This is a genomic window from Pseudomonas sp. TE21435, from assembly GCF_056279265.1.
Map to the genome: position 1 here is coordinate 2,319,606 of NZ_JBWBQZ010000001.1, position 16,409 is coordinate 2,336,014.

General features: G+C 64.4%; 8 protein-coding genes and 2 pseudogenes. 7 read left to right on the forward strand and 3 right to left on the reverse strand.

Going from position 1 to position 16,409, the window contains the following annotated elements; genetic code table 11:
• Nucleotides 1-54 precede the first annotated feature (54 nt).
• Nucleotides 55-1,048, reverse strand: a pseudogene (locus tag ACZ9C1_RS10440) (alpha/beta fold hydrolase).
• 183 nt (nucleotides 1,049-1,231) lie between these two features.
• Nucleotides 1,232-3,607: a phosphoenolpyruvate synthase gene (gene ppsA, locus ACZ9C1_RS10445; protein WP_102682729.1), complete on the reverse strand. Its 2,376-nt coding sequence runs from the start codon at nucleotides 3,605-3,607 to the stop codon at nucleotides 1,232-1,234.
• 178 nt (nucleotides 3,608-3,785) lie between these two features.
• Here ppsA and ppsR point away from each other — a divergent pair, with 178 nt between their 5' ends.
• Together ppsR and ACZ9C1_RS10455 are read left to right on the forward strand one after the other, a co-directional pair.
• Complete coding sequence (gene ppsR / locus ACZ9C1_RS10450; protein ID WP_046854746.1) at nucleotides 3,786-4,604, forward strand: posphoenolpyruvate synthetase regulatory kinase/phosphorylase PpsR; 819 nt, start codon at nucleotides 3,786-3,788, stop codon at nucleotides 4,602-4,604.
• A gap of 177 nt (nucleotides 4,605-4,781) precedes the next feature.
• On the forward strand, nucleotides 4,782-5,435 hold the full coding sequence (locus tag ACZ9C1_RS10455; protein WP_277505121.1) for a hypothetical protein: 654 nt from the start codon (nucleotides 4,782-4,784) through the stop codon (nucleotides 5,433-5,435).
• 79 nt (nucleotides 5,436-5,514) lie between these two features.
• On the opposite strand, the gene ACZ9C1_RS10460 is transcribed toward ACZ9C1_RS10455, so the two are convergent.
• Nucleotides 5,515-10,380: an NAD-glutamate dehydrogenase gene (locus ACZ9C1_RS10460; protein ID WP_277505123.1), complete on the reverse strand. Its 4,866-nt coding sequence runs from the start codon at nucleotides 10,378-10,380 to the stop codon at nucleotides 5,515-5,517.
• 290 nt (nucleotides 10,381-10,670) lie between these two features.
• On the opposite strand from ACZ9C1_RS10460, the gene ACZ9C1_RS10465 reads away from it, so the two are divergent.
• From ACZ9C1_RS10465 to ACZ9C1_RS10485, 5 genes and pseudogenes are all read left to right on the forward strand, one after another.
• The gene (locus ACZ9C1_RS10465; RefSeq protein ID WP_046854744.1) at nucleotides 10,671-11,024 is read left to right on the forward strand and encodes a hypothetical protein; all 354 of its coding nucleotides are present in this window, start codon (nucleotides 10,671-10,673) and stop codon (nucleotides 11,022-11,024) included.
• A gap of 123 nt (nucleotides 11,025-11,147) precedes the next feature.
• The gene (locus tag ACZ9C1_RS10470; RefSeq protein ID WP_110704525.1) at nucleotides 11,148-11,858 is read left to right on the forward strand and encodes a FadR/GntR family transcriptional regulator; all 711 of its coding nucleotides are present in this window, start codon (nucleotides 11,148-11,150) and stop codon (nucleotides 11,856-11,858) included.
• 101 nt (nucleotides 11,859-11,959) lie between these two features.
• Entirely contained in the window at nucleotides 11,960-13,153 is a 1,194-nt protein-coding gene (gene lhgO, locus ACZ9C1_RS10475) for an L-2-hydroxyglutarate oxidase (RefSeq protein WP_277505127.1), read from the forward strand.
• Between the two features lie 46 nt (nucleotides 13,154-13,199).
• Nucleotides 13,200-14,528, forward strand: a complete 1,329-nt coding sequence (locus ACZ9C1_RS10480) for an MFS transporter (RefSeq protein WP_277505129.1) — start codon at nucleotides 13,200-13,202, stop codon at nucleotides 14,526-14,528.
• A gap of 918 nt (nucleotides 14,529-15,446) precedes the next feature.
• Nucleotides 15,447-16,407 (forward strand): annotated as a pseudogene (locus tag ACZ9C1_RS10485) (AAA family ATPase).
• The last annotated feature ends 2 nt before the right edge of the window (nucleotides 16,408-16,409 follow it).

Below are 16,409 nucleotides of genomic sequence, written 5' to 3' on the forward strand. Positions count from 1 at the left end.
GGCAGTCATCCGGGACCGAGTAGTCAGTTGAACCGTCGCCGCGCCGGCCGATGTTCAACTGGCAGCCACAGGCTCCATCACCACCGTCGAGGCATGCACCGGCACCAGGGGGTCGCGCAGCCAGCGCTCCACCAACGGCCACACCTGCGTCTGCGCCGCCTTGCTGACCAGCATGTCGACATGCCCGAAGGCCTCGAAGCCCTCCTCCCGACCCAGGCGCAGGAACTGCCTGGCATCACCGCCAAACTGCTCGAACAGCTTGCGGCAGGCCCACACGCGGATCCTGGAAGTCGCCGGCCCCGGCCACCGCCAGCAGCGGCACCTCGACTTCGGCCAGCCCCGCCCACCAGTCCTTCTCCTTGTCGCCGAAGCGGCCGAACAAGCCATTCCAGCGCAGGCTCTCCAGGGCCAGGCCGATGGGTTCGTCTTCCGGGCCCCGCTTGAGGCGCGAACCGGAAATCTGCGCAAAGCGCTTGAGCAGCATGCGCGCGCCCCACTCCACCGGTGGCACTTTTAACGGCCAATAAACCCGGCTGACCTGGGTACCAAACAACGCCGCACTGGCCACCAGGCCGGTGTCGAGATAGCCGCTGCCCAGCGCCGCCGCCAGCGTGGTGCCGCCCAGCGAGTGGCCGATCCAGCGCGGAACCTGCCCGGCTTTTTCATGTACGAAGGCGCCGATCACCGGCAGGTCGTAGCGCGCATAGTCGGCCACGCGATTCTGCCGCCAGTCGCGGTTGCGCGGCGACAGGCCGTGGCCGCGCATCTCCGGGATCCACACATCGAAACCGGCGCGTGCCAGGTAGGCGCCCAGGCCGATACCCTTGGGCGAATACCAGAAGCGCCGGTTGGAGAAGCTTCCGTGCAGGAGAATGACCGGCATGCCCTGGACGCGGTCCTGATCGGCCAGGCCCAGGCGGGTGACGGCCAGCTCTACGCTCGCATCCGGGCTGTTGCCGGCCTTGATCCGGTAAACGTCTTCGCTGAGGTCGCCGCGGCGCTCGGCACTGAGCAACGCGACGGGAAATTGGGTGCTGCTGCTTTGCATGGCTTCACAAATTCATTGGACATGAAACGTGGGAGCGGCGGTGCGCCGATGCAACATGCCCACGATGGCGTCAGAGCAGACTACAGAGGTGTCTTCACTGACGCTATCGCGGGGCAAGTCGCATCGGCGCACCGCCGCTCCCACGCACTAACACCAGGGCGCAACAGGCGCCCTGTTACCGCATCAGGCCGCGCCCTGGCCTTCGGCCAGGAAGAACCAGGTCTCAAGCACCGAGTCCGGGTTCAGCGACACGCTTTCGATGCCCTGCTCCATCAACCACTTGGCCAGGTCGGGGTGGTCCGACGGGCCCTGGCCGCAGATGCCGATGTACTTGCCGGCCTTGTTGCACGCGGCGATGGCGTTGGCCAGCAGCTTCTTCACGGCAGGATTTCGCTCATCGAACAGGTGGGCGATGATGCCGGAATCGCGGTCCAGGCCCAGGGTGAGCTGGGTCAGGTCATTGGAGCCGATGGAGAAGCCGTCGAAGTACTCGAGGAACTCTTCGGCCAGGATGGCGTTGGACGGCAGCTCGCACATCATGATCACGCGCAGGCCGTTGTCGCCGCGGGCCAGGCCGTTTTCGGCGAGCAGGTCAACGACCTGGCTGGCCTCGCCCAAGGTGCGCACGAACGGCACCATGATCTCGACGTTGGTCAGGCCCATCTCGTTGCGCACGCGCTTGAGCGCACGGCACTCGAGCTCGAAGCAGTCACGGAACGACTCGCTGATGTAGCGCGACGCACCGCGGAAGCCCAGCATCGGATTTTCTTCTTCCGGCTCGTAGAGCTTGCCGCCGATCAGGTTGGCGTATTCGTTGGACTTGAAGTCCGAAAGGCGCACGATGACCTTTTTCGGGTAGAAGGCCGCCGCCAGGGTGCTGATGCCCTCGACCAGCTTCTCGACATAGAAGCCGACCGGGTCGTTGTAGCCGGCAATGCGCTTGTCGACGCTCTCTTTCAGCTCCGGCGGCAGGCCGGCGTAGTTGAGCAGCGCCTTGGGGTGCACGCCGATCATACGGTTGATGATGAACTCCAGGCGCGCCAGGCCGACACCGGCATTGGGCAACTGGGCGAAGTCGAAGGCGCGGTCCGGGTTGCCGACGTTCATCATGATCTTGAACGGCAGCTCCGGCATGGCGTCGACCGAGTTCTGCTTGATGTCGAAGCCCAGCTCACCTTCGAAGATGAAGCCGGTGTCGCCTTCAGCACAGGAGACGGTGACGCCCTGGCCATCTTTCAGGACCTGGGTGGCGTTACCGCAGCCGACCACCGCCGGGATGCCCAGTTCACGGGCGATGATCGCCGCGTGGCAGGTACGCCCGCCTCGGTTGGTGACGATGGCGCTGGCGCGCTTCATCACCGGCTCCCAGTCAGGGTCGGTCATGTCCGAGACCAGCACATCGCCTGGCTGGACCTTGTCCATCTCGGACACGTCGTTGATCACGCGGACTTTGCCGGCGCCGATGCGCTGGCCGATGGCACGGCCTTCGACCAGCACGGTGCCCTTCTCTTTCAGCAGGTAGCGCTCCATGACATTGGCGCTGGCGCGGCTTTTCACCGTTTCAGGACGGGCCTGGACGATGTACAGCTTGCCGTCGTCACCGTCCTTGGCCCACTCGATGTCCATCGGGCGCTGGTAGTGCTGTTCGATGATCATGGCCTGCTTGGCCAGTTCATTGACTTCGTCGTCGCTCAGGCAGAAGCGCGCACGCTCGGCGCGGTCGACCTCGACGGTCTTGACCGAACGACCGGCCTTGGCTTCGTCGCCATAGACCATCTTGATCGCCTTGCTGCCCAGGTTGCGGCGCAGGATCGCCGGGCGACCGGCCTGCAAGGTGTTCTTGTGCACGTAGAACTCGTCCGGGTTTACCGCACCCTGGACCACGGTTTCACCCAGGCCATAGGCACCGGTGATGAACACCACGTCGCGGAAGCCCGACTCGGTGTCCAGGGTGAACATCACGCCCGCGGTACCGGTCTCGGAGCGGACCATGCGTTGCACGCCAGCGGACAGGGCGACCAACTTGTGGTCGAAGCCCTGGTGCACGCGGTAGGAAATGGCCCGGTCGTTGAACAGCGAGGCGAACACTTCCTTGGCCGCGCGGATCACGTTGTCGACGCCACGGATGTTGAGGAAGGTCTCCTGCTGGCCGGCGAAGGAGGCGTCCGGCAAGTCTTCGGCGGTGGCCGAGGAGCGCACGGCCACGGCCATGTTGTCGTTGCCCTGGGACATTTCGGCGAAGGCGGTTCGGATTTCCGAATCGAGACGCGCCGGGAAATCGGCCTCCATCACCCACTGGCGAATCTGCGCCCCGGTCTTGGCCAGGGCGTTGACATCGTCGACATCCAGCGCGTCGAGCGCCGCATGGATGCGGTCGTTGAGGCCACTTTGCTCGAGAAAATCGCGGTACGCCTGAGCCGTAGTGGCAAAGCCGCCCGGCACCGAGACACCGGCACCTGCGAGGTTACTGATCATCTCGCCCAGGGATGCGTTCTTGCCCCCCACATGCTCCACATCATGGACGCCGAGCTTATCGAGGGAAACTACGTACTCTACCAAGGTGATCTCTCCACTAACTGTATTGGAAAAGCTCAAGGGCGCCCGCCTGCCTGAATGACTGGGCCGGACGCTTGTGGCCTGGACCTGGAAAATAAGTGAGAATGCCGTGCAACCGCGTTCGGCAAACCGAACCTATCATATCCAGAAATCTTCGGCAGCTTAAGGCCCCCAGGTGCAAATGAAACGAACCGCGTTCTTCATCTCCGACGGTACCGGCATCACTGCAGAAACGCTGGGCCAGAGCCTGCTCGCACAATTCGAGAGCATTCCGTTCAATAAATTCACGCGCCCCTACATCGACACGCTGGAAAAGGCCCGGGCCATGGTCCAGCAAATCAACGCCGCGGCCGAGCGCGACGGGGTGCGTCCGATCATTTTCGACACCATCGTCAACCAGGACATCCGTGAGGTCATGGCCACCTCCAATGGCTTCATGATCGACATCTTCTCGACGTTTTTATCCCCGCTCGAGCAGGAATTGACCGCCCATTCGTCGTATTCCGTGGGCAAGTCCCACTCGATCGGCGGCAATTCCAACTACATGGAGCGCATCGAGGCGGTGAACTTCGCCCTGGACAACGACGACGGCGCGCGTACCCACTACTACGACAAGGCCGACCTGATCCTGGTGGGCGTGTCGCGTTGCGGCAAGACCCCGACCTGCCTGTACATGGCCATGCAGTTCGGCATCCGCGCGGCCAACTACCCGCTGACCGAGGACGACATGGAGCGCCTGCAGCTCCCGGCGGTGCTCAAGAAGCACCACAACAAGCTGTTCGGCCTGACCATCGACCCCGACCGCCTGACCGCGATCCGCCACGAACGCAAGCCCAACAGCCGCTACGCAAGCTTCGCCCAGTGCGAGTTCGAGGTGCGCGAAGTGGAGAACCTGTTCCGTCGGGAGAACATCCCCAACATCAATTCCACGCATTTTTCGGTGGAGGAGATTTCGGCGAAGATCCTGGTGGAGAAAGGGGTGGAGCGGCGGTTCAAGTAAGCCCGCCATCGCCCTGTGGAAGCAGAGCCACTTCCTCACGGCCCCGACGACCTACGAATAGCGTTTTCTGCGCCGCCCTGGGGAACCAATCTGCCGTGCGCAGCTCATAGCTGCGGCTGGCGCAGACGGGCGCACAGCTTTAGAATCGCCCGCGAAAAATTCACAAGGAGGTGTTGCATGTCGAGTGTGATGAAAGGTGCCGCTGTCGGTGCCCTGGCAGGCCTGGCCATTCCGGTGGCCGGCCTTTCCGGCTTGGCAACTGCTGGCCTTGGCCTGTCAATGCTGCTGGCGCTGTTCGATGTTGGCCCGGCGAAAATGCCGCATGCTTCGCTCTGGCAACTGCTGACCAGCGGGACCATGCTGGCACTGCTGATCGCAGCAGCGATCTTCGCGGTGTCCTTCAGGTTCCTGGCCAAATTGCAGGTGCAAAGCAAGGCGCTGGTGGCCCGGATCAACGCCAGCGAAGGGCTCGCGCTCGATGCCGGGCACCTGCTCGGTTATCCATCGCCGGGCTTCCTGGTATTCGATCCGCAGAACCGCAAAGTGGCGGTCTGCTCGTTGATCGACGACAGCTACCGCATCCACGATTATTCCTGGGTCATCAGCTGGCAGGTGACCTGGCGCGAGTCGGAAAGCATGGAAATGGGCGGCGGGACTCGCCAGATCAATGCCAACGGCATGAGCGCCCCGACCTTCGAGCGCACGGTACGGCTCAAGGACTTCGCCCTCGAGCTGACCGTGGCCGACCCCAACCAGCCGTTGCTCAAGTTCCCGATGAGCCGCAAGGCCACCCATGTCTGGACTGCCCGCCTGGCGGCCTTCTTCAACTGACCCCTCCGGCACCGCCGACACCCGCACAAAAAAAGCCCCGGCATCGCTGCCGGGGCTTTTTTTCACTTCAGCGCAAGGCTCAGGACGGAATCACCGCCGCCTGACCACTCAGCGCCAGGTCGACCAGCTCACGGTTGGCCACCGCGTACATCGCATAGTCGGTGCCGGTGGCGTTGCGCAGGTCGTCGAGCATGGCGCGCCAGCGCTCGACCATCACCCGGTGCTGCTCGCACCACAGGGCCACGCGGGCGTCCATGTCTTCCGGCGCGTCGGCCATCTGCAGCACGGAGATGGTGATCGCCCGCTGCTGCAGGTCGATGTCGTCGCGGAACGCCTCGCGGGCCAGGGCCTGCCAGTTGTTCTCCACCGGCAGGTTGCTGATCTCCTGCAGGTACCAGGTCAGGTCCAGCGAGCTGCCCACCGCGAAGAACGCCTTGGCCACCTGCGCCGGATCGTGCCCGGTGACATCCGAGGCCTCGATGATCGGCAGCAGGGTGTACAGGTGCGTGGTGCCAGCGACCATGCGCGCCAACAACTCCGGTACCCCGGCGTCGACGAAGCCCTGGTAGCGGTTCATCCAGCGCTCGCGGGTCGGCCCCTCCAGCAGTTCGTCGAGTTTCAGCCCCAACTGGGCGATCTTCGGCCCGAAGTGAGCCACATCACGCCCGGCATCCTGCTCGTTGCGGCGGCTGCGCAGGAACCAGCGGGTGGCCCGACGGCCCAGACGCATCAGTTCGTCCATCAGGGTCAGCTGAATCTCGGCCGGGACTTGGTAGTCCAGGGCCTCGATCTGGCGGAACCAGTGCGGCAGGTGGAAGATGTCGCGCACGATCACGTAGGCGCCCGCCACGTTGGCCGGGCTCATGCCGGTGGACTCCTTCAGGCGCTGCACGAAGGTGATGCCCATGTTGTTGACCAGGTCGTTGGCGATCTGGGTGCTGACGATCTCGCGCTTCAGGCGGTGGCGACGCATGGAGTCGGCGAACTTGCTGACCAGCGACGGCGGGAACGCGGTCTCCATGTCGCGGGTCAGGTAGTCGTCGTCCGGCACCAGCGACTTGAGCAGTTGCTCCTTGAGGTCGATCTTGCTGTACGAGATCAGCACCGACAGCTCTGCGCGGGTCAGGCCCTGCCCGGCCGCCAGGCGTTCGGCCAACTGTTCCTCGCTGGGCAGGAACTCGATGGCGCGGTCCAGCTTGCCACGTGCTTCCAGGTCAGCCATCAGGCGCTTGTACTCGGCGATGCGCTCGCGGGCACGGCGGGCCGCCAGCGACAGCGCTTGCGTCTGCTTGTAGTTGTTGCCCAGCACCAGCCCGGCGACTTCGTCGGTCATGCTGCCCAGCAGCTGGTTGCGCTGCTTCTCGGTCATGTCGCCACCCTGCACCACTTCGTTGAGCAGGATCTTGATGTTGACCTCGTGGTCGGAGCAGTCGACGCCACCGGCGTTGTCGATGAAGTCGGTGTTGGTGGCGCCGCCATTGAGACCGAACTCGACACGGCCGAGCTGGGTCATGCCCAGGTTGCCGCCCTCGCCCACCACCTTGCAGCGCAGCTCGTTGCCGTTGACGCGCAGGGCGTCGTTGGCCTTGTCGCCAACATCGGCGTGGCTTTCCGTACTGGCCTTGACGTAGGTGCCGATACCGCCGTTCCACAGCAAGTCCACCGGCGCCTGCAGCAGTGCATGCAGCAGTTCGGTCGGGGTCAGGCGGTCGGCCTCGATGGCGAAGCGTTCCTTCATCTGCGGGCTGATGGCGATGCTCTTGGCGCTGCGCGGGAAGATCCCGCCGCCTTCGGACATGATGCCGGTGTCGTAGTCGCTCCAGGCCGAACGCGGCAGGTCGAACAGGCGCTTGCGCTCGGCGAAGCTGGTGGCCGGGTCCGGATTCGGGTCGATGAAGATGTGCAGGTGGTTGAACGCCGCCACCAGTTGCAGCTTGTCGGACATCAGCAGGCCGTTGCCGAACACGTCGCCGGCCATGTCGCCGACACCGACCACGGTGATCGGGTCTTCCTGCACGTTGATGCCGCGCTCGCGGAAGTGGCGCTGCACGCCCACCCACGCGCCACGGGCGGTGATACCCATCTTCTTGTGGTCATAGCCGGCCGAGCCGCCCGAGGCGAACGCATCACCCAGCCAGAAGCCGTAGTCGATGGCGATGCCGTTGGCGATGTCGGAGAAGGTCGCGGTGCCCTTGTCCGCCGCCACCACCAGGTACGGATCGTCGTCATCGTGGCGCACCACGTTGGCCGGCGGCACCACGCCACCGTCCTTGAGGTTGTCGGTGATGTCGAGCAGGCCCGAGATGAAGATGCGGTAGCACGCCACGCCTTCGGCGGCGATCTCGTCACGGCTGCCGCCCAGCGGCAGGCGACGCGGCAGGAAGCCGCCCTTGGCGCCGACCGGCACGATCACCGAGTTCTTCACCTGCTGGGCCTTGACCAGGCCGAGCACCTCGGTGCGGAAGTCTTCCTCGCGGTCCGACCAGCGCAGGCCGCCGCGGGCGACGTTGCCGAAGCGCAGGTGCACGCCCTCGACCCGTGGCGAATAGACGAAGATCTCGAACTTCGGCACCGGCTTGGGTAGCTCGGGGATCAGCTTGGGGTTGAACTTGAAGCTGAAGTACGACTTGTTCTGCCCGTTGGCGTCCGGCTGGTAGAAGTTGGTGCGCAGGGTCGCCTTGATCAGGTCCAGGTAGCGACGCAGGATGCGGTCCTCGTTGAGCACCTGCACGTCATCCAGGGCGGTGAGGATGGCCTGTTCCAGGCGCTGCTGCTTGTCGTCGAGGTCTTCGTTGGTGAGCTTGCGCGCCAGGTAGAAGCGGGTCTTGAACAACCGGGTCAGCTCGCGGGCGATATCGGTGTGGTTGTTCAGGGTGCTGGCGATGTAGCCCAGGTCGAAGCCCAGGCGAATCTGCTTGAGGTAACGGGCGTAGGCCCGCAGCAGCGCGACGTCGCGCCACGGCAGGCCGGCGGTCAGCACCAGGCGGTTGAACGCGTCGTTCTCGGCGTCGCCCTTGACGATATGGACGAAGGCGTCCTGGAAGGTGTCGTTGAGCTGCTGGATGTCGAGGTTGAGGCCTTCGCTGTAGGTGAAGGCAAAGTCGTGGATCCAGAACTCGCGGCCGCTGGCGTGGCGCAGGCGGTAAGGGAATTCGCCGAGCACGCGCAGGCCGAGGTTTTCCAGAATCGGCAGCACGTCCGACAGTGCCAGCGGCGTATCGGCGTGGTAGAGCTTGCAGTGCAGCGTGCGCTCACCGAGCTGGGTCAGCGGCTGGTAGAAGCTCATGGCCAGCGGCTTGGCCTCGGACAGGTTCAGCACATGTTGCATGTCGACCACCGCCGAATGCGCGGCGAAGCGCTCGCGGTAGCCGGCCGGGAAGCCTTTCGGGAAGTCGGCGAGGATGTTGGTGCCGTGGGCTTCGCCAAAGTTTTCCACCACCAGCGCCGAGAAGTCGTCCTGCCACGAACGGCAGGCCTGGATCACTTCGTTCTCCAGTTGCTGCGGGTCGATCTCGATGCGGTTCTTCGGGTCGACCCGCAGGATCAACTGCACGCGGGCCAGCACAGACTCGGAGAAGAAGGTCCAGAACTCGCAGTCGGTGGCTTTCAGGCGCTCCATCAGCACCTGCTGGATCTTCTGCCGCACCTCGGTGGAGTAGATCTCGCGCGGTACGTAGGCCAGGCAGTAGCAGAAGCGGCCGTACGGATCCTTGCGCAGGAACACGCGGATCTTGTTGCGTTCCTGGATCTGCACGATCGACATGGCGGTGCTGAACAGCTCGTCCACCGGGGTCTGGAACAGGTCGTCGCGGGGCAGCACTTCGAGGACCTGGGCCAGTTCCTTGCCCAGGTGCGCTTTCGGATCGAAGTGCGAACGGCGCTCGACTTCAGCGACCTTGCCGCGGATGTAGGGGATGGTGTGCACGCTCTCGCCGTACACCGACGAGGTGTACAGGCCCATGAAGCGGCATTCCTTGACGACCTTGCCGTCCTGGTCGATCTGGCGGATCGACACGTAATCCGGGTAGGCCGGACGATGCACGCGGCTCGGCTGCGAGGCTTTGGCGAACGACAGCAGGCGCGGTTCGCGCAGGTAGGCGACGGCGTAGTCCTCGATGCGCAGGTCGTCGGCGCCAAGACCGGCGCGCAGCAGGCGGGCCAGGCCCAGGAACGAAGCGTCGTCGTAGACCAGGTGGCCGCCGTCGGCGTCGGACTCGACGGTGAACTCCTCATAGCCGAGGAAGGTGAAATGGTTGTCCAGCAGCCACGACAGGAAGCTTTTCACCTCAGCCTTGTCGTTCTGCGCGGGGCCGAAGGCGTTCTGCTCCACCAGTTCCAGCAGCTCGCGGATCTTGGCTTTCATCGGCTCGAAGTCGGCGACCACGCCGCGCACCTCGGCCAGCACCTGCTCCAGCTCCATGGTCAGGGTGTTGAGCTCGGCGGTATTGGAGCAGCGGTCGATCTCCAGGTACATCAGCGATTCATGGTTGACGCCCTCGCCCAGGGTGCCCTTGGGCAGCAGCTCGACCAGCTCGCCCTTGGCGCCGCGGCGCACGCTGAGCACGGTGGTCTGCAGGGTGTGGATGCTGTAGCCGCGGCGGTTGAGCTCGGTGCGCACCGAGTCGACCAGGAATGGCAGGTCGTGGTGCAGTACCTCGACCACGGTGTGCGTGGACTGCCAGCCGTGGCGTTCGTAATCGGGGTTGTAGACCCGCACCTGCGGGTGCGCGGCGTCGAAGCGCTCGATGATGCGCCAGGCGGACAGCGTGCAGCCGGCCAGGTCCGACAGCCTGCGCTGAGTGAGTTCGTCCAGAGAGATGATGCCGAAGAACTGTTCAGCGAACAGTGCCACTTGTGGCAGGGACTGTTCGTTGATGTGCTGCGCCAGGGCCGCTTGCAGTTGATGCTGGAAGTCGGCTTTGCTGGCTGCGGTGAAGAACGCCATCTGTGGTACTCCGCTTGGGCTTTGTTATAGGTGAAGCGTCGCGTACATGCGCCTTGTACGGATCAACCATAGCCAACCCGTGGCAAGACAGAAGCGTTGGGTACCTGCAAAAGCGACTGCCAGGTGGCTGTGCCTTTACGGGAACCCATCGACAGGGCAGCTTAACGACTGAACGGTCACTTGGGCTTGCAGCGCTGCGACAATTTCGGTCAATGCGCGGTAACTTTACGTTTATCAGTGTGCGCAAGGCTGTCAGAATTCCTTTTCATTTCCATTGATCCGAGTGCGCCATGCAATTGAAAACCGCCCTGCTCTTCGCCACCCCCTGCGACGACGAGGAAGACAACATGGCGACCCTGTGCTGCCACAGCGACAAGGGCCAGATGTTCCTGCTGACCCGCTACCCGGACGAGGACACCGTCGACCTGACCCTGGACGACGAGCCGTCGACGCTGGACGGGCTGAAGGTGACCTTGAGCGCCACCCGCCTGCTGATCGAGGTGGCGGCCGGGGATCGCGACGCGCTGAAGGGCGACGAGGAACTGGAGATCATCCTGACTACCTCGGGCAGCGACCTGGAGGAAGTCGCGCTGACCTTGCGCAACATCCTCGACGGCACCGGGACCTTCGTGTCCGAGGTCTAGACCGGTCATTCGGGCCTCCTCGCGGGGGCTTGAGTCTTCCGCGATGAAGGCACAACACCATTGACAGCCGAACGTGCGAGCAGGCATTGTCTGACAACCTGACCAATAGGCACCCGCACGTCCATGCTAGAGCTACAGCGCCCCGACACCCTCGTTGAACGCGTCGTCAGCGCCATTCGCGCCGAGATCGATGCCGGCCGCCTGGCCGCCGAGTCGCGCCTGCCCACCGAACAGCAGTTGGCCGAACAGCTCAATGTCAGCCGCTCGGTCGTGCGCGAGGCCGTGGCGCAGCTCAAGGCCGATGGCGTGCTGATCGCTCGCCGCGGGCTCGGTTCGTACATCTCGCAGACCCCCAACGGCACGGTGTTCCGCTTCCCCGGCAGCAACGGGCGCAAGCCGGACCTGGTGCAGATGTTCGAGATGCGCCTGTGGATCGAGACCCAGGCCGCCGCCATCGCCGCTCGCCGCCGCGACGCCGACGACCTGCAGCGCATGGCCGCGGCCCTGGGCACCATGGAAGACCCGCGCAGCGACTTTGCCACCGCCGCGGCCGCTGATGTGGCCTTTCACCGTGCCATCGCCGACGCCGGCAAGAACGACTACTTCGTCGCCTTCCACGATTTCCTCGGTGGCCAGCTGGCCGCCGCGCGCCGCACCGCCTGGGAAAACTCCGCCACCCCGGCCGTGGGCGGTTCGGCCGACGCGCTCCGTGAGCACCGGGCGCTGTACCAGGCCATTGCCGACGGTGATCGGCAGGCGGCCGCCGCCTGCGCCGAGGCCCATCTGCGCGCTTCGGCCAAGCGCCTGAAACTCGATCTTCCCGACCTCGACTGATTCTGGAGACTCCTATCGCAGCCTGGCGAGGTTTTACGCGCACTACTTAGTCTGACAACCTGATAAGCAGATTCACCGACAAGAATTCCAAGGTACCCTGCATGACTTACGACTATTGCATCATCGGCGGCGGCATCGTCGGCCTCGCCACCGCGATGGCCCTGCTCACCCGTCGCCCCGGCGCCTCGCTGCTGATCCTGGAAAAGGAGGCCAGCCTCGGCCGCCACCAGACCGGCCACAATAGCGGCGTGATCCATGCCGGTATCTACTACGCACCCGGCAGCCTCAAGGCCGACCTGTGCAAGCGCGGTGCCCAGGCCACCAAGGACTTCTGCACCGAGCACGGCATCGCCTTCGAGGTCTGCGGCAAGCTGCTGGTGGCTTCCAATGACCTGGAGGTGCAGCGCATGCAGGCGCTGTACGAGCGTTCGCAGCAGAACGGCCTGAAAGTCGAGCGCCTGGACGCCGGCGCCCTGCGTGAACGCGAGCCGAACATCGTCGGCAAGGGCGCGCTGTTCCTCGATGCCACCGGTATCGTCGACTACCAGCAGGTATGTGACGCCATGGCCAAGGTGATTCGCCAGGCCGGGGGCGAAGTGCGCCTGTCCACCGCCGTGCGCGCCATCCAGGAGCATGCCGATCATGTCGCGGTCAGCACCGACGGCAACACCTGGCGCGCCCGCCAGCTGGTGGCCTGCGCCGGCCTGCAGTCCGACCGCCTGGCGCGCCTGGCCGGGGTGAAGATCGACCACCAGATCATCCCCTTCCGCGGCGAGTACTACCGCTTGCCGGCGAGCAAGAACCAGATCGTCAACCACCTCATCTACCCGATTCCCGATCCGGAGCTGCCGTTCCTTGGCGTGCACCTGACGCGGATGATCGACGGCAGCGTCACCGTCGGCCCCAACGCAGTGCTCGGCTTTGGCCGGGAAAACTACCGCAAGTTCTCGGTGAACTGGCGCGACGTCGCCGAGTACGCACGCTTCCCCGGCTTCTGGAAAACCATCTGGAACAACCTCGGTTCCGGCACCGCCGAGATGAAGAACTCACTGTTCAAGCGTGGCTACCTGGAGCAGTGCCGCAAGTACTGCCCGTCGCTCCAAGTCGAGGATCTGCTGCCCTATGAGGCCGGCATCCGCGCCCAGGCGGTGATGCGCGACGGCACCCTGGTGCACGACTTCCTGTTCGCCGAGACGCCGCGCATGGTGCACGTGTGCAACGCACCGTCGCCGGCCGCCACCTCGGCCATCCCCATCGGCCAGATGATCGCCGAAAAGATCCTCGAGGCCCGCTGAAGCACCTGCTGCATCCACAACTACAAAGACAACAAGGAAACCTCAGATGTCGGTATACGAGACGGCCCCGACCGCGCCCGAAACCCCAGAGCAACAACGCAAGCGCCTGCGCAAGGTGGCGGCGGCGACCATCTTCGGCTCGATGCTGGAGTGGTATGACTTCTACCTCTACGCGACCATGGCCGCGATCGTCTTCTCGAAGATCTTCTTCGACCCGAGCAACCCGGCGGTGGCCTCGCTGCTGGCGTTCTCCACCTTCGCCATCGGCTTCATCGCCCGCCCGTTCGGCGGCGTGCTGTTCGGCTACCTGGGCGACCGTTTCGGGCGCAAGCATGTGCTGGTGATCACCTTCTGCATGATGGGTCTGTGCACCATGCTGATCGGCCTGATCCCCGGCTACGCAACCATTGGCATCTGGGCGCCGATCCTGCTGGTGATCATCCGCATCATCCAGGGCCTGGGCGCCGGTGCCGAGTTGTCCGGCGCGGCAGTCACCTCCTACGAACACGCCAGTGAAGGCAAGCGCGGCAGCCAGGGGGCCTGGCCGGCGCTGGGGCTGAACCTGGGCTTGCTGCTGTCGTCGCTGACCGTGTACCTGCTGACCATGAACGGCAACGAATTCCTGCTGGCCGGCGGCTGGCGCATCCCGTTCATCGCCAGTATCGCGCTGGTGGCGGTGGGCCTGTGGGTGCGCAAGAGCATCCCCGAGACTCCGGACTTCAAGGAGCTGGACAAGGCCGACGACAAACCGCAGGTGTCGCCGCTGAAGCTGCTGTTCAGGAACGACCTCAAGGGCCTGGCCGTGGTGTTCTTCGTGGCGGTGGGCTACAACGCCCTGAGCTACATCTTCAAGACCTTCTCGCTGGCCTACCTGACCCAGTTCAAGGGCGTCGAGGCGCATGTCACCTCGCTGTCGGTGACCCTGGCCAGCCTGGTGGCGATCTTCGCCGTGCCGTTCTTCGGCTGGCTGTGCGACAAGTGGAGCAGCAAGACCGTGCTGATGCTCGGTGGCGTGCTGTCGGCGCTGTTTGCCTTCCCGTTCCTGCAACTGCTGTCGACTGGCGAGCCGATGATGATCTACTTGGCCATCGCCGTGGGCACCGGGATCCTGGCGCCGATGATGTTCGCCCCGCAGGGGTCGTTCCTCAGCCGGCAATTCCCCACGCAGACGCGCTCGTCCGGGTTCGGCACCGGGCGAGAGGTCGGTACCGCGGTGGCCGGTGGCCTGGCGCCGTTGGGTGGGCTGGCGCTGGTGGCAGGTTCCGCGACTCATTCCACCGATGGCGTGGCGATGATATTGGCGGTGGCCGGGGTGCTGGTGGTGGTGTTTGCGTTCTTTGACCAAGGGTGGCGGCATTCGAAGGCGAAGAACTAAACAAAGCCACGATCCGATCCGATCTTGATCTTGATCTTGATCTTGATCTTGATCGCAAGATTAACTGCGTAGTCCCTAGCGACAGCTGCGTCAGTTCAGGCGCCGCCCGTAACTTCGCGACTTCAGGAGGCCGAACGGAGGTCGTGCGGAGGGAGGTGACGGGCATGGATGCCCGTCAAGCGCTGCGCCCCAGGATGGGGCGTTCAGCGCGGTCCTCCCGGGAGCAAGGCCGGAGTGAGGGGACCCGGAGCGAAGCGGAGGGCCGGATGAATGGAGCGAGGATTTTTTGGTTCCTTTTTGATCCTTCAAAAAGGGACCCGCCGTAAGGGCGGGAAGGTGACTGTGCGTCGACATCGCAAATGAATGCACTTAAAACTATAAAAACCGGTGCCGATTGACTTTGAATTTGACAGCGTGTGTTTTGAAAGTTATAGGCGCATTCATTAGCCATGTCGACGCACAGTCACCTTTTCGCCTTTACGGCGACCTTCTTTTGCACGCGGGCAAAAGAAGGCAAAAGCCGCTCGCTCCATCATCCGGCCCCTACGCTTCGCTCCGGGGTCCCCTCACTCCGGGCTCGCTCCGGGAGGACGCGCCGACGGGCCATCCATGGCCTGATCGGCGCTTGACGGGCATCCATGCCCGTCACCTCCCTGCGCAAGCCCTCCGTTCGGCCTCCTGAAGTCGCAATTTGTGTCGCCTGAACTATTGCGCACTTAGAAGCAAGAGCAACGGCAACGGCAAGATCGGGATCGGGATCGGGATCGGGATCGGGACAGCCTTGCTCCCCCAACCCATCCTTTACACGTTTTTTGCAAACCCCCATTGGTCCCCGCCCCCCCGGATGGATTAAAGTATCACCCCTCGCCCGGCATCCGCTCCCAGCGCGCCAGGGCCCATCCCCAGGAACCGTCAACGATGGAACACCGTGAGGCGCTGATCGCGCTGCGCACCTTTCTCTCTTCCCAGATCCTCGGCCAGGAAAAACTGGTCGAGCGCTTGCTGATCGTGCTCCTGGCCGACGGCCACATGCTGGTCGAGGGGGCCCCGGGCCTTGCCAAGACCAAGGCCATCAAGGAGCTCGCCGAGGGTATCGAGGCCCAGTTCCATCGCATTCAGTTCACCCCCGACCTGCTCCCGGCCGACATCACCGGCACCGAGATCTACCGCCCGGAAACCGGCAGCTTCGTGTTCCAGCAAGGCCCGATCTTCCACAACCTGGTGCTGGCCGACGAAATCAACCGCGCACCCCGCCAAGGTGCAGTCGGCCCTGCTCGAGGCCATGGCCGAGCGCCAGGTCAGCGTCGGGCGCAGTACCTACGAGCTGTCGCCGCTGTTCCTGGTGATGGCCACGCAGAACCCGATCGAGCAGGAAGGCACCTACCCGCTGCCCGAAGCCCAGCTCGACCGTTTCCTGATGCACGTGAAGATCGGCTTCCCCGATGCCGCCGTCGAGCGGCGCATCCTCCTGCAAGCGCGGGGCGAGGCCCTGGGCGGCGAGGTGAAGCCCGAGCGGCGGGTCAGCCAGCAGGCGATCTTCGCCGCGCGCAAGGAAATCCTCGGCCTGTACATGGCCGACGCGGTAGAGGAATACCTGGTGCAACTGGTCATGGCCACCCGCACACCGGCCAAGTTCGACAGCGAACTGGCCGACTGGATCGCCTACGGCGCCAGCCCCCGTGGCTCGATCGCCCTCGACCGCTGCGCCCGCGCCCACGCCTGGCTGGCCGGGCGCGACTTCGTCAGCCCCGAGGATATCCAGGCGGTTCTGTTCGACGTGCTGCGCCACCGCATCATCCTGTCGTTCGAGGCCGAGGCGGCGGGGGTCGACCAGGACCGCGTGGTCCAGCGCATCCTCGACGTCGTCGCCGTCGCCTGACC